The organism is Pseudomonas sp. LFM046 (assembly GCF_000949385.2).
Taxonomy (GTDB): Bacteria; Pseudomonadota; Gammaproteobacteria; order Pseudomonadales; family Pseudomonadaceae; genus Metapseudomonas.
On sequence record NZ_JYKO02000001.1, the window covers coordinates 1,160,936 to 1,177,988 of the forward strand.

The following is a 17,053-nucleotide window of genomic DNA, read 5'->3' on the forward strand; positions in this document are numbered from 1 at the left end:
CTCGTGAACGTATCCCGACTGGCTGTGGCCAAGGCCGTGGCCGAAGATCGAATCGACGTCGCCAATCCCTTCGACGGCAGCCTGCTGGGCAGTGTGCCCTGCCTCGCTGCCGCCGATGTGCCCGGCCTGCTGGAACAGGGGCGTCGCGGCGTCCAGGCCTGCGCCGCGCTGCCGCGCCACAAGCGCGCACGAATCCTGGAAACGGCGGCGCAACTCGTCGAGCGCGACGCCCCGTCGTTCGCGCAGCTCATCGTGGCGGAAGCCGGCAAGACCATTCGCCAGGCGGAAAAGGAGGTCCGGCGCTGCGTCAACACCCTCAAGCTGTCGGCGGAAGAAGCCCGGCGCAATGCGGGGGAGGTGGTGCCGTTCGATGCCTACGAGGGCTCCGAGTCGCGCCAGGGCTGGTTCACCCGTGACCCGCTGGGGCTGATCCTGGCGATCACGCCCTACAACGATCCGCTGAACCTGGTGGCGCACAAGCTCGGTCCGGCGGTCGCTGGTGGCAATGCGGTCATCCTCAAGCCCTCCGAGCTGGCGCCGCTGTCGGCCATCAAACTGGTGGATTGCCTAGTGGAGTCCGGCCTGCCGGACGCCGTGATCACCGTGGCTACCGGCGGTGCTGAGCTGGGCAAGGCGCTGGTCGCCGCCCGCGATGTGCGGATGATTTCCTTCACCGGCGGTTTCGTCACCGGCGAGAACATCGCCCGCAATGCCGGCCTGAAAAAGCTGGCCATGGACCTGGGCGGCAACGCGCCGGTGATCGTGATGGATGATTGCGACCTGGAGGCTGCCGTCGAGTCCTGCGTCTCGGGTGCTTTCTGGGCGGCGGGGCAGAATTGCATCGGCACCCAGCGATTGCTGGTGCAGGCTTCGATCTACGAGGCTTTCCGCGAGCGCTTCGTCGCCCTGGCTGAACGGCTGGTGGCGGGCGATCCGTCCCGTCCGGAGACCGATATCGGCCCGATGATCACCGAACAGGCCGCGCGGAACACCGAGCAGGTGGTGGCCGAGGCGCTCCATGAAGGTGCACGGCTGCTGTGCGGCCATCGGCGCCAGGGGTCCTGCTACGCCGCCACCGTGTTGGAAGCGGTGGATCACGGCAGCCGCCTGTGGCGCAACGAGGTCTTCGCGCCCGTGGTGGTGCTGGAGCCCTTCGACGCTCTGGACGACGCCATCGCGCTGGCCAACGAGCCCGAGTACAGCCTGCACGCCGGCATCTTCACCAACGATTTGCAGCAGGCCCTGGGCGCTGCCCGGCGCATCGAGGCGGGCGGGGTGATGATCAACGATTCCTCCGACTACCGCTTCGATGCCATGCCCTTCGGCGGCTTCAAGTACGGCAGCCTGGGGCGCGAAGGCGTGCGCTTCGCCTACGAGGAAATGACCCAGCCGAAGGTGGTGTGCATCAACCAGCTGGACTGAACCGTCGGGTGACGTCCGTTCTCGGTCGTCCTTTGCATCGGGCAGGTCCGCTCGCCGCGCTGCCCGATGCGTTTTTTTCCAATTACGGCTCGAAGGCCAGGATTCATTGCAAGGCAGGAACCCCATGATCGAACGCTTCGACGAAGGCAACCGGATGTCCATGGCGGTGCGTTACGGGCGTCATTTCGAAACCGCCGGTGTGGTGGCCGACGACCTGACGCTGGATGTCCAGGAACAGGCGCGCCAGGCCCTGGCTGCCATCGACGTGCTCATGGCGCGGGCGGGTGTGACCCGGGATGACCTCACGCGGGTGCAGATCTGGATTGCCGATTACGCCGACTTCGATCGGGTGAATCAGGTTTATGAGGCGTGGCTTGCGGGGCATCGCAAGCCGGTACGGGCCTGCGTGGAGAGCGGGTTGGGCGGATGTCTGATCGAAATCCAGGTGTTCGGTTACCTGGCGGACTGAAGGCCGGGTGCCGTGTTCATCCTTCGCCCACGAAGCAGGCTGTGGGCCTGCTTCGTGGGGTGAACGGTCACTCGGCGATCTGCAGCTTCCGCGACTGGGTGTAGACGTAGCGCAGCTTCTCGTACTCGAACGGGGAGTTGAGCTGGCCGTAGCGGAATTGGGTGGTGTAGCGCTTGTCCACCATGCGCAGCGCAGTGATTTCCGGGTGGTCGCTGCTGACTTCCGGCACGTTGAGGAAGTTGATCTGGTAGTCGGCCACGTAGTCCGCCACCAGCCCGCCGGTGTCCCGCACATTGGACGGGCCGAGGACCGGTAGCATCAGGTAGGGGCCTTCGGTCATGCCGTAGTAGCCGAGGGTCTGGCCGAAGTCTTCGGACTGCTTGGGCAGGCCCATGCGGGTCGCCGGGTCCCAGAGGCCGGCCACGCCGATGGTGGTGTTGAGCAGCAGGCGTCCGGTGATTTCCATGGAGCGCTGGCCCTTGAGCTGCAACAGGCTGTTGAGCAGGTTCGGCACGTCGCCCAGGTTGCTGAAGAAGTTGCTCACCCCGCTGCGCAGGAAGCGGGGTGTGACGTACTGATAACCGCGCACCACCGGCAGGAAGACCCATTCGTCGAAGCGGTAGTTGAAGTGGTAGACCCGCCGGTTCCACGACTCGAAGGGGTCGTAGACGTTCAGCGCGTCCAGGGTGGAACGCTCGAATTCGCGCTGGTCCAGGCCGGGATTGAACTTGAGGTCCTTGAGCGGCTGGGTGAAACCATCCTTGTCCGGCTCCTGGGCCTGGGCCAATCCGCTGGTCAACAGCAGGGCAATGAAGAGCGCTTTCTTAGCCACGGAAGAACTCCAGCATGGCGTCGCCGTTGACGCGGTAGTTGAGGTTGCCGCAGTGCCCGCCGTGGGGATACACGGTGAGCCGGTCTCCCAGGGTGCGGCGCAAGAAGCCGAGGTCGCCGGGACCGAGGATGAGGTCATCGGCGTTGTGCATCACGGCGATCTTGTTGCTGGTCTTGAGGTAGTCCGCCAGGGCGTAGAGGCTGACCTGGTTGATCAGCTGGGTCAGGCTGCCGCCGTCATAGCGGGCGCGCCAGTAGGGGATCAGCTGTTCGGTGATGTAGCAGTCGAAATCGCACTGCAGGGCGCGCTTGTAGAAGGGTGTCAGGCTGGTGCCTTCGCTGATGGGGAGTTTCACCGGGGTGATCAGGCCCCGGCGGTTGATCAGGTCCGAGGTGAAGGCGATGTCCGAGGAAGAGAAGCGGAACGAGGTGCCGATCAGCATTGCCATCTGCTCGTTGGACAGGCGCTGCCTGGATTGCTGGAAGTCGAACAGCAGGGCGTCGTTGAGGTCGATGTAGCCCTTCTGCTGGAAGTAGCGGGTCAGCTTGCCCAGCACCACCTGGTAGAAGGTGGTGGTGTCATCCACGCCCTTGACCCGGGTCTGCACCAGGCGGTCGAGGTTGGTCACCGAGGTGTAGAGGTTCACCGGCGGATTGAGCAGCAGCACGCGCTTGAAGTTGAAGGCGCGGCGGGTTTCGTCCAGGTGGCTGACGAAGGCCGCCTCCAGGGCGCCGAGGCTGTAGCCGGTCAGGTAGAAATCGGTGATCGACAGGTCCGGGTGCTGGGCCCGCACGGCCTGCATGACCCGGTAGAGGTCGTCGGCGTCTTCGGCGGTGAGGCCCGGCGTGGCGTGGCGCGAGGCGGCGGCCATGAAGTCGTAGCTGGTGGGGGAGGAGAGCTGCACCACGTGGTAGCCGGCGCCGTAGAAGAGCCGCTTGAGGTTTTCCGCATGGGAGCTGGCGTAGTGGCCGCCGGTGCCGGCGATGACGAACACCAGCGGGGCAGGGCCCTTCTGCCGGGCCAGGCGGTAGCGCATTTTCTTCACCGACCAGAAGTTGTCCGGCAGGGCGCTTTCCCGCTCCGGGCGCAGCTTCAGGTCATAGTCGGCCTGGTTGATGTCATCGTCCTTCGGCACCTTGCTGCGCAAATCGGGCGGCGTGGTGGCGATGGTTGCCTCGAAGGGGTTGGAAATGGGGAAGCCGTAGCTTGCCGCATCCACGTCCGCAGCCAGCGCGGACGCGCAGAGGGTCAGGCTGCCCAACAGGGCGGCGAGGCAAAGACGAAGCATGGGATAGGTTCCTGTTCAGTTCTGGCGGCGGCCCGCCCGCGCTGCAACGCGCAGGTTCCAGCCGCCCACCCGGCCTGACCTGGGGGCGCCGGGTCGCGTTCCTTATAAGCGAACGTCATGAGTGAATACCGAGGCTATGACAACTGCAAGTCCCGCGAGTGCGGGCCGTATGTCAGGCCAGGGGGCGGTTGGGGGCTGGAAGGTTCTTGCATAGCGCGAATGGGGGCGTATCCTTGGCGCCGCTTACCCATTCGGAGAGAACCATGTCCAGCCGTTCGTCCCTCATCCTGCTGCTGATCCTGCTGCCGCTCTGGCTGGCCGCCAGCTACGGGGTCCGTTTCGCCCTGATGGAGGATGGCCAGTGGGTCGGGCTCTGCGTCGACGAGGCGCAACGCTGGGAGTGCCAGGTGCGTTCCGGCCTGGGCCTGCTGATCCACTTCCGCGTGTTCGCCTGGATCAGCCTGGGCGCCGCCGTTGCCGGCTTCTTCCTGCCGGGCCGCGCCGGTTGGGTTCTGGCGCTGCTGGCCCTGCTCTTCGCCCTGCCGGCCCTGGTGCTCTACACCGCCAGCCTCGCCGTGTTCGCCTGTGTCATCGCCGGCCTGCGCCTGGTGCGCCGATCGGAGGCTGTTCCGGTAGCCGCCTGAGCAGCCAGTAGAAACAGAAAAGGACGCTTTAAGCGTCCTTTTTTGTGTCCGGAATTTGATGCCGTAGGGTGCGCTGTGCGCACCGAAAGCCTCGTGCGGAGACATTGGTGCGCACGGCGCACCCTACCGTCGAGGCCTTGGGGTGAATGGCACGTTCCATCCACCCTTCAGCACGCTCAGCCGCGAACCCGTAGGCACCGCCACAGGGCCGCCAGCAGCAGGGTGCTGACCGCAGCCCAGCCGATGGCCTGGATGTTGCCGAGGGTTTCCTCGTAGAGCTGGGGCACGATGCCGGCGCCGATCAGCACGGCCATCAACGCGACTTCGCGGCGCGGGACGGCTACCGGGCGGAACAGGTAGACCAGGGCCGGCAGCAGCAGGGCGGCGCTGGGGAAGCTGCGGTAGCGGGCGTCGAAGACCAGGGCCAGCATCAGCACCGCGCCGGCGAAGCCGGAGGCGGCCAGCCACCAGCCGCCACGGGCTTCCAGCCAGTCGAACAGGCGGCCTCGGGCGCCTTCCCGGGTCGACAGGGCCAGGGCGCCGTGGGCCAGGACCATCAGGTTCAGGCCTACCAGGAACGCGGCCCAGGCCCATTCGCCGACGAAGCGGCTGGTGACCCGCGCCATCTCGCCCCAGAGGCCGACGCACCCTGCACCCACCGCGGCCAGCAACGGCAGGACCAGGGCGGCGCGGGTGGAGGCCGGACGGCCGGCGAGTACCAGGGTAACGAGGAAGATGAGGCCCGAAACCCCCAGCCACATGGGCCAGTAGGGGACGTTGGTGACCGGGCCGGCGAGCACGCCCTTTTCCTGGCGATCGGCGTCGAGCAGACCCCAGTAACCGCCCACCGCGCCTTCGCTGGCGCGCTTCCAGGGCTGGTCGAAGGCTTCGATCAGGTTGTAGCCCCAGCCGTTCTCTTCGGCCATGGCAACGAAACCACGGATGAACTTCGCCTCGTTGACGCGGCTCGGCACGGCGGTTTCACGCTGACGGCCTTCGCTGGGCCAGCCGGTCTCGCCGATGAAGATGTCCTTGGGCGCGAACTTGTTGCCGAACACCTGGCGGATTTCGGCGACGTGGCGCAGGGCCTGGTCGATACCGGCGGGGTCGTCTTCCCAGTAGGGCAGCAGGTGGATGGTGAGGAAGTCCACTGCCGGGGCCACTTCCGGGTGGCGCAGCCAGAATTCCCAGACGTCCGCATAGGTCACCGGCTGCTGCACGTTGGCCTTTACCTGTTCGATCAGCTTGGCCAGCTGGGCGCCGGTGACTTCCTTGCGCAGCAGGGTCTCGTTACCGACGATCACCGACTGCACCACGTCCGGGTTGGCGTTGGCGGCCTTGATCAGGGCGTCGATTTCCTTCTGGGTGTCCACCGGGTTGCCGTTCACCCAGGCGCCCAGCATCAGCTTGAGGCCATGCTTGCGGGCCAGTTCCGGGATGGCTTCCAGGCCGGTCATGGAGTAGGTGCGCACGCAGTGGAAGCGGGTCGCCAGGAGGGCGAGGTCAGCGTCCATGCGCTCGGGACGCAGCACGAAAGGCTCGTCGAACGGGGACTGGTCCTTGTCGAACGGGCTGTAGGACGCGCACTGCAGCTTGTGGGTGGGGGTGGCGGCGTCCGGCAGGATCACCGGCTTGCCCAGGCCGTACCAGAGGCCCGCGAGGGCCAGGGCTGCGACAACGAAGGAAAGGAAATAGGGGAGTGCAGGGAAACGGGCGTTCTGACTCATGGCTCAAGGGTGCTTGCGTTGGGGGCAAAGCCGCGCATCTTAGCGGATTCGCCCCCCTCGCTCCTACGGCCCCACCGGAAAAACCGTACGGGGGATTTCCATTACGCGTGGTGGTGCAGCCAGGCGTGCTTCGGAATCTCCCTGGCCGGCTGGTCGGCCTTTTCGAAGCGCTTCCAGATCTTCTCGTGGACGTAGAAACCCACCGAGTTGCACAGCGGCTCCACTGCCGCCACCAGTCCTCCGACCGTCATGCTGCCGGTCAAGGCGTAGGCCACGCTGAAGGCGATGCAGAAGTGCATGAGGGTGAAGGTCACGGTCTTGAGCATGGCGCACCTCGTTATTGAGAATGATTATTCGATGTGCAGAGGCTAGTTGCGGCGATCAATACAGGGAAATGTTCATCCAGCATGGTGCTGATAGCTTTGCTGTATGGATGTCCTACGACCTTGGTCGAGAATTGGCGGGTGTACGACTAAGGTCGTCTGTTGCGCTTGTACGACAGTTCTATTGTTGGCTTCACCAGCAACCCGCGCTGTGGAGGACAACAACAATGAACGACAGCACCTACAAGCGGATTCAGGAGAATCCGCGCTTTCAGGAACTGGTTTCCAAGCGAGAGCGCTTCGCCTGGATTCTCTCTGCCATCATGCTCGGCCTGTACCTGGCCTTCATTCTGTTGATCGCGTTCGAGCCGCAAGTACTCGGCACCCGCATCAACCCTGACTCTCCCATTACCTGGGGTATCCCGATCGGTGTCGGACTGATCCTGTCTGCCTTCGTGCTGACCGGCGTCTACGTTCGCCGCGCCAACGGTGAATTCGACCGCCTGAACCAGGAAATCCTCAAGGAGGCTCAGTAATGATCGCCCGCATCCTTGCCGCACTCGGCCTGATGGCCGTTGCACCCGCCCTCTGGGCCGCCGGCGCCATCGAGGGCGAGGTCCAGCGCCAGCCGCTGAACGCCTCCGCCATCGTCATGTTCGTTGCCTTCGTCGGCTTCACCCTCTACATCACCTACTGGGCCTCCAAGCGCAGCAAGTCGGCTGCCGACTTCTACACCGCCGGCGGCAGCATCACCGGCTTCCAGAACGGCCTGGCGATCGCCGGTGACTACATGTCCGCGGCGTCCTTCCTGGGTATTTCCGCCCTGGTGTTCTCCTCCGGCTACGATGGCCTGATCTACTCCATCGGCTTCCTGGTGGGCTGGCCGGTGATCCTCTTCCTGATCGCTGAACGCCTGCGCAACCTCGGCAAGTACACCTTCGCCGATGTGGCCTCCTACCGCCTGAAGCAGAAGGAAATCCGCACCCTGTCCGCCAGCGGTTCGCTGGTGGTGGTGGCCTTCTACCTGATCGCCCAGATGGTGGGTGCCGGCAAGCTGATCGAGCTGCTGTTCGGCCTCAACTACCACGTCGCCGTGGTCCTGGTGGGCATCCTGATGGTGCTCTACGTGCTGTTCGGCGGCATGCTGGCCACCACCTGGGTACAGATCATCAAGGCCGTGCTGCTGCTCTCCGGCGCTTCCTTCATGGCGCTGATGGTGCTCAAGCACGTGAACTTCGACTTCGCCACCCTGTTCAGCGAGGCCATCAAGGTTCACCCGAAAGGCGAGGCCATCATGAGCCCCGGCGGCCTGGTGAAGGACCCGATCTCCGCGATCTCCCTCGGTCTGGCCCTGATGTTCGGCACCGCCGGCCTGCCGCACATCCTGATGCGCTTCTTCACCGTCAGCGACGCCAAGGAAGCCCGTAAATCGGTGTTCTACGCCACCGGCTTCATCGGCTACTTCTACATCCTGACCTTCATCATCGGCTTCGGCGCCATCCTGCTGGTCAGCACCAACCCGGCCTTCAAGGACGCCACCGGCGCGCTGCTGGGCGGCAACAACATGGCGGCGGTTCACCTGGCCAACGCCGTGGGCGGCAGCCTGTTCCTGGGCTTCATCTCCGCCGTCGCCTTCGCCACCATCCTGGCGGTGGTAGCCGGCCTGACCCTGGCCGGTGCCTCGGCCGTGTCCCACGACCTCTACGCTTCCGTGTTCAAGAAGGGCAAGGCGAGCGAGAAGGATGAGCTGCGCGTATCGAAGATCACCACCGTGTGCCTGGGCTTCCTGGCCATCGGCCTCGGCATCCTCTTCGAGAAGCAGAACATCGCCTTCATGGTGGGCCTGGCCTTCTCCATCGCTGCCAGCTGCAACTTCCCGGTGCTGATCCTCTCCATGTACTGGAAGAAACTGACCACCCGTGGCGCCATGATCGGCGGCTGGATGGGGCTGGTGACTGCAGTGGGTCTGATGATTCTCGGCCCGACCATCTGGGTTCAGATCCTCGGCCACGCCACCCCGGTCTACCCCTACGAGTACCCGGCGCTGTTCTCCATCCTGGTGGCCTTCGTCGGTATCTGGTTCTTCTCCATCACCGACAAGTCGACAGCTGCGGACGAAGAACGTGCACGCTTCTACCCGCAGTTCGTGCGTTCCCAGACCGGCCTGGGCGCCAGCGGTGCCGTGGCTCACTGATCCACACTCCCTCCCTTGCAAGACTTGGGGCAGCCTTCGGGCTGCCCTTTTTGTTTGCCGGGCAGGGCTCGTAGGATGGATCGGGCAACGCACTACCCATCACCCTGCCGTGGACGCCGTTCGATGACCTACCGCATCGCCGCCGACGCCGTGCTCCTGCTGCATCTGGCCTTCATCCTCTTCGTGGTGGTGGGTGGGCTGCTGGTGCTGAAGTGGCCGCGCCTGGCGCTGGTGCACCTGCCGGCGGTGGCCTGGGGGGCCACGGTGGAGTTCCTTCATCTCATCTGTCCCCTCACCCCGCTGGAGAACCGCCTGCGCCTGGCGGCGGGGGAGCAGGGGTACAGCGGCGGCTTCATCGAGCACTACCTGGTGCCAGTGATCTACCCGGCGGGACTGACGCCGGGCATCCAGCTCTGGCTTGGCACTTTTGTGCTGTTGCTCAACCTGGTGCCCTACGCGCTTCTGGCCAGGCGCCTGCTGCAGCGCCGCTAGCGGGGTTTTGCCCTCATCATTCAGCGCCGTGATGCAAGGCTGGCGGGACTATGGCGTTCGCTACACTGCTGGGCATCTACCGCACAACGCAGAAAGGCACCTCACCATGCACAACCGCATCATGATCACCGGCGCCGGTTCCGGGCTCGGCCGCGAAATCGCCCTGCGCTGGGCGCGCGAGGGCTGGCAGCTGGCCCTGTCCGACGTCAACGAGGCCGGCCTGGCCGAAACCCTCAAGCTGGTCCGCGAGGCCGGCGGCGACGGTTTCACCCAGCGCTGCGACGTCCGCGACTACAGCCAGCTCACCGCCCTGGCCCAGGCCTGCGAGGAAAAACTCGGCGGCATCGACATCATCGTCAACAACGCCGGCGTCGCCTCGGGCGGCTTCTTCGAGGAACTGTCCCTGGAGGACTGGGACTGGCAGATCGCGATCAACCTGATGGGTGTGGTCAAGGGCTGCAAGGCCTTCCTGCCGCTGGTGCAGAAGAGCAAGGGCAAGATCATCAACGTCGCCTCCATGGCCGCGCTGATGCAGGGTCCGGCCATGAGCAACTACAACGTCGCCAAGGCCGGTGTCGTGGCGCTGTCGGAAAGCCTGCTGATCGAACTGAAGGAAGAAGGCGTGGGCGTGCACGTGGTCTGCCCGTCCTTCTTCCAGACCAACCTGCTGGATTCCTTCCGTGGCCCGACTCCGGCCATGAAGCAGCAGGTGGGCAAGCTGCTGGAAAGCTCGCCGATCAGCGCTGCCGATATCGCTGACACCATCTACCGGGAAGTGGCCGAAGGCGCCTTCATGATCCTGCCCCACGAGCAGGGACGCATGGCCTGGGCGCTGAAGCAGAAGAACCCGCAAGCCCTCTATGACGAGATGGCCAGCATGGCGGCCAAGATGCGCGCCAAGAACCGTACCTCCGCCTGACGCCTGCTTGTCCGACCGGTCAGCTTTCCCGCCGTTCAGGGTTGCCCGTCGGCGGGCCGGGGGAGTAGGGTTTCTCCCCCGGCCTGTCGGCCAACCCGGATGGACCCTCCGTGAAACCGCTTTCCCGTGCGCTGCTGATGCTGGCGCTGGTACTCGCCGCCATCAACCTGCGGCCCGGCATCACCTCCCTTGCCCCCCTGATCGAACGAATCGCCGAAGAACTGGCCCTGAGTCGCAGCCTGATCAGCCTGACCACCGCGCTGCCGGTGCTCTGCATGGGGTTGCTGGCTCCGCTGGCGCCGCGCCTGGCGGTTCGCTTCGGCCTGGAACGGGTGATCACCGCTTGCCTGGCATTGATCGCCGTAGCCCTCCTGGCGCGCCTCGCAGGCCATGCCAGTGCGGTGCTGATCGGCAGCGCCGTGGCCATGGGGGCCGGGATCGCCGTGGCCGGGCCGCTGCTGTCCGGTTTCATCAAGCGGCATTTCCATGGGCAGATGGGCCGTGTCGTCGCCTGGTATTCCCTGAGCATGACCGTCGGCGGCGCTGCCGGCGCGGTGCTGACCCCGCCGGTGACACAACTGCTGGGAGACCAATGGCACCTGGGCCTGGCCTTCTGGGCCCTGCCGGCGCTGGCGGCGGTGCTGCTCTGGCTGGGCATGCCGAACCGCGCCGAGCCTGCCGCCGAAGCGGGGCAGGGCGGCCTGCCCTGGGGCGAGCCGCGGGCCTGGATGATCACCGCGTTCTTCGCCCTTCAGGCCGGCTTGTTCTACGCCCTCACCACCTGGCTGGTGGCGCGTTACCACGAGGCCGGCCTGAGCCTGCTGCGCAGCAACAGCCTGTTCGGCCTCTTCATGCTGGTGGGTCTGCCCAGCGCCTTCCTGCTGCCCTGGCTGGCCCAACGCTTCGACAACCGATACCAATTGCTGCTGGTCTGCGGTCTCATCAGCACCCTCTGCCTGGGGATGATCAGCTTCCAGCCCACGCTGATGCCGGAAGTCTGGGCCTCTCTGCTGGGGCTGGGGCTCAGCGGTTCCTTCGCGCTTTCCCTGGTGCTGCCGCTGTACGAGGCACACACGCCCCTGGCGGTGAGCCGCTGGACCGCCATGATGCTGTTCGTCGGCTATGGCCTGGCCTGCCTCACGCCCATTCTTGCCGGCCTTGGCCGTGATCTCGCGGGCAATTACCAGGTGCCTTTCATGGTCATCACCAGCCTGGCGGTGATCATGAGCGTGATCGCCTGGTTCCTCGGACGTGGGCATCGTTGAGGACTTCGACGCATTTCCTTTCTCACGTGGCAGTCCTGTGTTAGAAGGCTGCCACTGTTTTCCTGGAGTGCCCGCGTGGAGTCCGAATCCATCGTCTATGGCTGCATTCGCGACTGGCCGTCACTGGACGACCACGAGCACCAACTGCGCCGCGAGACCAACCGCCGCGTGCTGGACAGCCTGCCCAGCGGCGAGGCGTGGCCCTTCCTCGGTCGTGAGATGTTTTCCTGCTGCGAGCAGCCGGGTGAAGGCCTGTTCCGCACCCAGGTGATCCACTTCGGCGCGAGCTATCCGGCGGTGGAATACGAGTGGAGCCTGTGGGTGAAAGCGTTCGAGGCCCTGCTCCGGCAGCTCTACTGGACCAGCGCCGTGGTTCACCTGGAAACCGAACTCAACGGTATCCACACCTTCCGCTGGGAAAGCGAGCAGGGCTTCCACAGCCCTCAGGAAACCAACCTGCGGGTGCGCTGTGCCTGGGAGCGCGAAGGCGGCGTGCACGGCTGATATCGGAAGAGGCGGGGCTTGGCACAGCGACCGCCACGCCACCTCGAAAGGAATGCATTCATGCTCAATTACCTCTGGTTCTTCCTCGCCGCACTCTTCGAGATCGGTGGCTGCTACGCCTTCTGGCTCTGGCTGCGGATGGACAAGAGCGCCTGGTGGGTCGTGCCCGGGCTGATCAGCCTGACCCTCTTCGCGCTGCTGCTGACGCGCGTGGAAGCGGCCTACGCCGGACGGGCCTACGCGGCTTATGGCGGCATCTACATCGTCGCCTCGCTACTCTGGCTCGGTGTGGTGGAGCGCGCCCGGCCGCTGGCCAGTGACTGGCTGGGGGCGGCGCTGTGCGTGCTGGGGGCCACGGTGATTCTGCTGGGGCCGCGCTTCTCCCAGTCCTGATGCCGGGGCGCACGTCCCTGTAATTTCCCCCAACCTTTCCCGCCACCCCGCTGTCGAACCCGTCAAGGCTGCCCGGAAAGCAGCCTGGATGTCGCTGACGTACTTTCCGGGCATCGATCCTTCCCGATCAGGAGGATTGCTGGGTGAACCTGCCGTCATCAGGGACAGTGGCGCGTGTCCTGTTGGCGCTCTATTCGTCGCTCCTCCTGGCCTGCACGTCCCTGCCCCGTATCAATCCCGACATGGTCCATTCGCCGATCGCCCCGGTGCAGCTGGATGGCGCCCACGGCCCGCTTTCGGATGAGCGCAGCAAGGCCATTCTCGATCGCCTCAAGGCCTCCGGCATGGAGACGAACATCTTCGACTTGCACCTGGCCATCGAGGAGGCGCTGGTGGGCAGCCCGCTGACCGCCGGCAACAGGGTGGCGCTGTTGCAGGACGGCCCGGACACCTATGCGGCCATGCTCAAGGCCATCGAAGCGGCCCGCGACCACATCAACCTGGAAACCTATATCTTCGATGACGACGACGTGGGGCAGCGCTTCGCCGCTGCGCTGATTGCCAAGCAGCGCAGCGGCGTGCAGGTGAACCTGATCTACGACAGCGTCGGCACCCTGCGCACGTCGCCGGCCTTTTTTGCGCGCTTGCGCGAAGCCGGGGTCATGCTGGTGGAGTTCAATCCGGTGAATCCGCTGACTGCCCGCACGGGCTGGGACGTGAATCAACGGGATCACCGCAAGCTGCTGATCGCCGATGGGCGCGTCGCCATTCTCGGCGGGGTGAACATCAGCGGGGTTTATTCCGCGGGCTCCCTCGGCTCCAGCGGCAAAAAGCCGAAGAACGGCGAGCTGCCCTGGCGGGATACCGACCTGCGTATCGAAGGCCCGGTGGTGGCGGAACTGCAGAAACTCTTCATCACAACCTGGGTCCAGCAGAAGGGCGGCACCCTGGTGCCGCGCCACTACTTCCCGCCCCTGGAGCGGAAGGGCAGCGACGTGGTGCGGGCCATTGGCGGTTCGCCGGACGAGCCTTACAGCCAGATCTACGCCACCCTGATTTCCGCCTTGCACAGTGCCCAGAGCGAAATCTGGCTGACCAGCGCCTACTTCGTGCCCGACCCGCAACTGCTCGATGCTCTCAAGGCCGCCGCGGCCAGAGGCGTCGATGTGCGCCTGGTGGTGCCCAGCAGCACCGACTCCTGGCTGGTCTTCCATGCCGGGCGGGATTGTTACACCGAGCTGCTGGAGGCTGGGGTCCGGCTCTACGAACGCCGCGATGCGCTGCTCCACGTGAAAGCCGGGGTGATCGATGGCGTCTGGTCCACGGTGGGTTCCACCAACCTCGACTGGCGCAGTTTCCTGCACAACCAGGAGGTGAACGTGGTGGTACTCGGCGCCGACTTCGGCGCGCGGATGCGTGCGGCGTTCCTCGAGGACGTGAAGGGCTCGGACGAAATCACCCTCGACGACTGGCAGCGCCGCTCCGTCCGCGCCCGGGTCAGCGAACGGATCGGGCGCGTCTGGGAGTACTGGCTCTAAGCGTGGTCGTCGGTGGCTGTGCCGACTTCCTCTTGAGGCAGGCGCTGGTACGCCGCCTCGTAAAGGACGCGGGCATCGGCCAGGAGCAGGCCGAGGGCGGAGGCGAGACGGGCGGTTTCCTGGGGCAGGGATTCGAACTGGCTGCCGTTTTCCAGCATGTGCAACAGGTCGCCCAGTGCGGCCATGCGCTGGCTGGCGGCTTCGAACAGGTGCTTGGACGGCGCCCGGGTATTGAGGAACAGGACGTCGTCGTAGGGTTGGGATGAAGAGGGGAGAGGCTTGAAGTCCGCCGGGGTGGCGGTGGCGCGGCTGCGCATTGGCGAAAGGGTCGGGTTATCCATGTCCTTGATTCCTCGCGTGTCAGAGGGGCTGCGTCCCGCCGTTACGACACGGTAGGGAGGCGGGGCGTGCAGGGGTCGCAAACCGGTTACGCGAGGAAAACCCGGCAAGGCCGAAGCCTTCCCTGCACGACCCGCCATGATTGCAACTGGGCGCATGGCATGCCGTGACCTGCGTGAAGTTCGGGTTGCGACACCCGGTCGTGGTTCCAGCCACGACAGCCGTGGACTCTAGCGAGCGCATTTGTAGGCACTCAAGGTTGACGGCCTGTACGAAATGTCTGGCAAGAGCGATGAACGCCACAGCCGGGGCCGGGCCTGGTTCGTACACAAGCAGGTCTTGCGGAATCGGGCGAGATAGAGCGGTTTCGCGATGGTTCTCCGGAATTGCCGACGAAATGCACGCCAATTTCCCCGTTTTGTCATCGTTCCGTAGCAAAGCTTCTACACTCTGTACCCAGAGTCTATTGGTGCTCTGTGCTTTGTCTGGGCCGCCCTTTGGCGGCCCTTTTTGTGTCCGCCGCTTTTATCCGGCCAACCTGTCGCTGGTACGGAATTCTCGCCACTTCATCGCCTTTCAGGTCGCACCCCATTCTGGGTAATCGTCACGGATTCAATGGGATAGTGTTGCCGATTGGGGGTTATCAGGCTGCGCCCATACTTTGACGCTGCTGGGGCGCCCATCTACTACTGAATTACGTCCCCGGTGCGGGGCAGTCAGGTCGAATTTCGGCTAAAAGTGCTGAAGGAGGCGGCTATTGCCGTCAGTCTGCCGATTTCTTGCGCTTTCATTCTGGCTCTGCTCGATAGCGGCGAGGCAGCGACATGGGCGTCCCGGCAAAGCTGTCCTCCGCTTCGGCGGTTCCGCTCCATCCCGGTTTCCTGATTTCGTGGCTGCTTGCCTGCCTGCTGGCCTGGCTGCTGGCGACGCAGGCTTGGGCCGAGGAACCTACCCAACCCAATGACAAATGGCTGGAGCCGGCGCGGTCCCGGCTGATGGAGGACAAGCAGGCGCTGCCATTCTTCCCCCACCGGGCGAATACGCCCAACAACGTCTTGCTGAAAACCGAGGACTTCGACAACGCCCAGATCTGCGGTGCCTGCCACACGGAGATCTACCAGCAGTGGCGCACCTCGATGATGTCCAACTCCTGGGATGAGCCCATCTACCGGGCGCTGCTTCGCCATGCCAGCGAGGCCACGGATGGGCGTGTGGATAACTTCTGCACCGGCTGCCACACCCCCATCGGCCTCACTACCGGCCAGATCAATTCCCAGGTCAACCGTGCTTCGGTGGAGTTCACCGCCCAGCACAACCCGATGCCTGGGGTGGACTGCGAGACCTGCCACAACATCAACGCGCGCACCGGCCTGGACAATGGCGCCTATGTGCTGAGCCCTCGGGCCAATGGCCGGCCCACCAAGTTCGGCCCGCGCAGTGATGCGGTCTCTCCCTACCACGACACCGTCTACTCGGGCCTGCACACCCGTTCGGACTTCTGTGCCACCTGCCACAACGTCACCCATCCCTTCAGCACGGTGGCGGTGGAGCGCACCTACGACGAGTGGCTGGAGAGCCCCTACAGCTTCAATGGCCAGACCTGCCAGAGCTGCCACATGCCGGGGTTTGCCGGCAAGGCGGCGGTCATGGGCCCGGACCGCCCCGATGTGGCGTCCCACTGGTTCACCGGGGCCAACGCGGCGGTGCTGGATTACCTGGGGCAGAAGGAGGCGGCCCAGCGTGCCCGGGACAACCTGGCCAAGGCGGCGGAGATCAGTTTCGAGTCGGTTCCGGCGAGCCTGGCGCCAGGGCAGGAAGTGGCCGTGCGGGTGAAGGTCGCCAACATCGGCGCGGGGCACAAGATACCCACCGGTTTCCCCGAGGGGCGCGAGGTCTGGATCGACTTCCGCGTCGTGGACAGCGCGGGTCACGAGTTGTATCGGCTGGGGGCGATCAAGGACGGCGCCACCGAACCCGATACCCGCAACTTCAAGGTCCACCTCGGCGACAAGGACGGCAAGGAGCTGGATATCGAGGTCTGGAACGCCACCCAGATCCTTTCGGACAACCGCATCCTGCCCAAGGGCTACGACGTCCGCGAGTTCATCTTCGAGGTGCCGAAGGATGCCGTCGGGCCCATCACGCTGACGGCGGAGCTGAACTACTGGCCCTTCCCCCAGCGCCTGGTGGATTACCTGCTGGGCAAGGACGCGTTGAAGGTGGAAGTGACCCGCATGGGCCAGGTGGCGAAGACCCTGCCGCTGGGAGCAACGGTGCAGGCGGCGAAGCTGTGATCGACCGAGGCAAGCAAGTTCCTGTAGGGGCGATTTCAATCGCCAAGCGGACCGCAGGTTCGCCCTTCGACCCTGCAGGGGGCAGCTTCGCCGCCCTTGCGAATGAATTCGCCCCCACAGTGGTAAGCCCGCCGGCAGGGACCGGACTCGGGCTATTCCTCCAGCCACTCCTTCGGCACATCCAGCTTGCGCATCAGTTGGCACAGCTGGCTGTCGGGGTCGTAGACGATCACCGCCTCGCCCTTGCGCAATGCGGCGCGGACGCGTTCGACGCGGGTTTCCAATGGCGTTTCATCGCCGTTGTCGGTGCCTTCGCGGGTGACGAAGTCCTCGATCAGGCGGGTCAGGGTGTCGGCTTCGAGCAGGTCAAAGGGGATCAGCATGGGGAACTCTCCGGCGGGGGCGAAATT

18 protein-coding genes are annotated in these 17,053 nt (G+C 65.0%); 12 read left to right on the forward strand and 6 right to left on the reverse strand.

Going from position 1 to position 17,053, the window contains the following annotated elements:
- The first annotated feature begins 3 nt into the window (after positions 1-3).
- Complete coding sequence (locus tag TQ98_RS05490) at positions 4-1,422, forward strand: aldehyde dehydrogenase family protein (protein WP_044871791.1); 1,419 nt, start codon at positions 4-6, stop codon at positions 1,420-1,422.
- Positions 1,423-1,546: 124 nt separating this feature from the next.
- Positions 1,547-1,891: a RidA family protein gene (locus TQ98_RS05495; protein WP_044871790.1), complete on the forward strand. Its 345-nt coding sequence runs from the start codon at positions 1,547-1,549 to the stop codon at positions 1,889-1,891.
- A 67-nt stretch (positions 1,892-1,958) separates the two neighbouring features.
- On the opposite strand, the gene TQ98_RS05500 is transcribed toward TQ98_RS05495, so the two are convergent.
- Together TQ98_RS05500 and TQ98_RS05505 are read right to left on the reverse strand one after the other, a co-directional pair.
- Positions 1,959-2,723, reverse strand: a complete 765-nt coding sequence (locus TQ98_RS05500) for a VacJ family lipoprotein (RefSeq protein WP_044871789.1) — start codon at positions 2,721-2,723, stop codon at positions 1,959-1,961.
- Entirely contained in the window at positions 2,716-4,011 is a 1,296-nt protein-coding gene (locus tag TQ98_RS05505; RefSeq protein ID WP_044871788.1) for a serine/threonine protein kinase, read from the reverse strand. The genes TQ98_RS05500 and TQ98_RS05505 overlap by 8 nt, the downstream gene beginning before the upstream one ends.
- 263 nt (positions 4,012-4,274) lie before the next feature.
- On the opposite strand from TQ98_RS05505, the gene TQ98_RS05510 reads away from it, so the two are divergent.
- Positions 4,275-4,655, forward strand: coding sequence for a hypothetical protein (locus tag TQ98_RS05510; RefSeq protein WP_044871787.1), 381 nt, complete (start codon positions 4,275-4,277; stop codon positions 4,653-4,655).
- 176 nt (positions 4,656-4,831) lie between these two features.
- On the opposite strand, the gene TQ98_RS05515 is transcribed toward TQ98_RS05510, so the two are convergent.
- Both TQ98_RS05515 and TQ98_RS05520 read right to left on the reverse strand, forming a co-directional pair.
- Positions 4,832-6,382 (reverse strand): beta-1,6-glucan synthase, encoded by a 1,551-nt coding sequence (locus TQ98_RS05515; RefSeq protein WP_044871786.1) that lies wholly within the window; start codon positions 6,380-6,382, stop codon positions 4,832-4,834.
- 101 nt (positions 6,383-6,483) lie between these two features.
- Positions 6,484-6,708: a DUF2061 domain-containing protein gene (locus TQ98_RS05520; protein WP_044871785.1), complete on the reverse strand. Its 225-nt coding sequence runs from the start codon at positions 6,706-6,708 to the stop codon at positions 6,484-6,486.
- Between the two features lie 224 nt (positions 6,709-6,932).
- Between TQ98_RS05520 and TQ98_RS05525 the strand changes: the two genes are divergently transcribed.
- The 8 genes from TQ98_RS05525 to cls all read left to right on the forward strand — a co-directional run bounded on the left by TQ98_RS05525 (position 6,933) and on the right by cls (position 14,010).
- On the forward strand, positions 6,933-7,241 hold the full coding sequence (locus TQ98_RS05525) for a DUF485 domain-containing protein (RefSeq protein WP_044871784.1): 309 nt from the start codon (positions 6,933-6,935) through the stop codon (positions 7,239-7,241).
- A complete protein-coding gene (locus TQ98_RS05530) occupies positions 7,241-8,899 on the forward strand; it encodes a cation acetate symporter (protein WP_044871783.1) in 1,659 nt (552 codons plus the stop codon). Before TQ98_RS05525 ends, TQ98_RS05530 begins: the two co-directional genes overlap by 1 nt.
- Before the next feature lie 123 nt (positions 8,900-9,022).
- Positions 9,023-9,391, forward strand: coding sequence for a DUF2784 domain-containing protein (locus TQ98_RS05535; protein WP_044871782.1), 369 nt, complete (start codon positions 9,023-9,025; stop codon positions 9,389-9,391).
- A gap of 106 nt (positions 9,392-9,497) precedes the next feature.
- Positions 9,498-10,310, forward strand: coding sequence for an SDR family oxidoreductase (locus tag TQ98_RS05540; RefSeq protein WP_044871781.1), 813 nt, complete (start codon positions 9,498-9,500; stop codon positions 10,308-10,310).
- Between the two features lie 110 nt (positions 10,311-10,420).
- Positions 10,421-11,575: an MFS transporter gene (locus tag TQ98_RS05545; protein WP_044871780.1), complete on the forward strand. Its 1,155-nt coding sequence runs from the start codon at positions 10,421-10,423 to the stop codon at positions 11,573-11,575.
- Positions 11,576-11,650: 75 nt separating this feature from the next.
- The gene (locus tag TQ98_RS05550; RefSeq protein WP_044871779.1) at positions 11,651-12,079 is read left to right on the forward strand and encodes a hypothetical protein; all 429 of its coding nucleotides are present in this window, start codon (positions 11,651-11,653) and stop codon (positions 12,077-12,079) included.
- 60 nt (positions 12,080-12,139) lie between these two features.
- On the forward strand, positions 12,140-12,472 hold the full coding sequence (locus tag TQ98_RS05555; protein ID WP_044871778.1) for a YnfA family protein: 333 nt from the start codon (positions 12,140-12,142) through the stop codon (positions 12,470-12,472).
- 143 nt (positions 12,473-12,615) lie between these two features.
- Entirely contained in the window at positions 12,616-14,010 is a 1,395-nt protein-coding gene (gene cls, locus TQ98_RS05560; protein ID WP_044871777.1) for a cardiolipin synthase, read from the forward strand.
- Here cls and TQ98_RS05565 read toward each other — a convergent pair.
- Positions 14,007-14,351 (reverse strand): hypothetical protein, encoded by a 345-nt coding sequence (locus tag TQ98_RS05565; RefSeq protein WP_242443052.1) that lies wholly within the window; start codon positions 14,349-14,351, stop codon positions 14,007-14,009. The genes cls and TQ98_RS05565 overlap by 4 nt on opposite strands.
- A gap of 822 nt (positions 14,352-15,173) precedes the next feature.
- Between TQ98_RS05565 and TQ98_RS05570 the strand changes: the two genes are divergently transcribed.
- A complete protein-coding gene (locus tag TQ98_RS05570) occupies positions 15,174-16,643 on the forward strand; it encodes a multiheme c-type cytochrome (RefSeq protein WP_082073171.1) in 1,470 nt (489 codons plus the stop codon).
- Between the two features lie 152 nt (positions 16,644-16,795).
- Here the strand turns inward: TQ98_RS05570 and TQ98_RS05575 are convergent, their stop codons facing one another.
- Positions 16,796-17,026: a YheU family protein gene (locus tag TQ98_RS05575; RefSeq protein WP_044871775.1), complete on the reverse strand. Its 231-nt coding sequence runs from the start codon at positions 17,024-17,026 to the stop codon at positions 16,796-16,798.
- Positions 17,027-17,053 lie beyond the last annotated feature (27 nt).

What these genes read in the sequence shown, in the direction of transcription:
- TQ98_RS05495 (WP_044871790.1), top strand. Translation starts at nt 1,547, where the DNA reads ATGATCGAACGCTTCGACGAAGGCAACCGGATGTCCATGGCGGTGCGT.
- TQ98_RS05505 (WP_044871788.1), bottom strand. Translation starts at nt 4,011, where the DNA reads ATGCTTCGTCTTTGCCTCGCCGCCCTGTTGGGCAGCCTGACCCTCTGC.
- TQ98_RS05510 (WP_044871787.1), top strand. Translation starts at nt 4,275, where the DNA reads ATGTCCAGCCGTTCGTCCCTCATCCTGCTGCTGATCCTGCTGCCGCTC.
- TQ98_RS05515 (WP_044871786.1), bottom strand. Translation starts at nt 6,382, where the DNA reads ATGAGTCAGAACGCCCGTTTCCCTGCACTCCCCTATTTCCTTTCCTTC.
- TQ98_RS05520 (WP_044871785.1), bottom strand. Translation starts at nt 6,708, where the DNA reads ATGCTCAAGACCGTGACCTTCACCCTCATGCACTTCTGCATCGCCTTC.
- TQ98_RS05525 (WP_044871784.1), top strand. Translation starts at nt 6,933, where the DNA reads ATGAACGACAGCACCTACAAGCGGATTCAGGAGAATCCGCGCTTTCAG.
- TQ98_RS05530 (WP_044871783.1), top strand. Translation starts at nt 7,241, where the DNA reads ATGATCGCCCGCATCCTTGCCGCACTCGGCCTGATGGCCGTTGCACCC.
- TQ98_RS05535 (WP_044871782.1), top strand. Translation starts at nt 9,023, where the DNA reads ATGACCTACCGCATCGCCGCCGACGCCGTGCTCCTGCTGCATCTGGCC.
- TQ98_RS05540 (WP_044871781.1), top strand. Translation starts at nt 9,498, where the DNA reads ATGCACAACCGCATCATGATCACCGGCGCCGGTTCCGGGCTCGGCCGC.
- TQ98_RS05555 (WP_044871778.1), top strand. Translation starts at nt 12,140, where the DNA reads ATGCTCAATTACCTCTGGTTCTTCCTCGCCGCACTCTTCGAGATCGGT.
- TQ98_RS05565 (WP_242443052.1), bottom strand. Translation starts at nt 14,351, where the DNA reads ATGGATAACCCGACCCTTTCGCCAATGCGCAGCCGCGCCACCGCCACC.
- TQ98_RS05570 (WP_082073171.1), top strand. Translation starts at nt 15,174, where the DNA reads ATGGGCGTCCCGGCAAAGCTGTCCTCCGCTTCGGCGGTTCCGCTCCAT.
- TQ98_RS05575 (WP_044871775.1), bottom strand. Translation starts at nt 17,026, where the DNA reads ATGCTGATCCCCTTTGACCTGCTCGAAGCCGACACCCTGACCCGCCTG.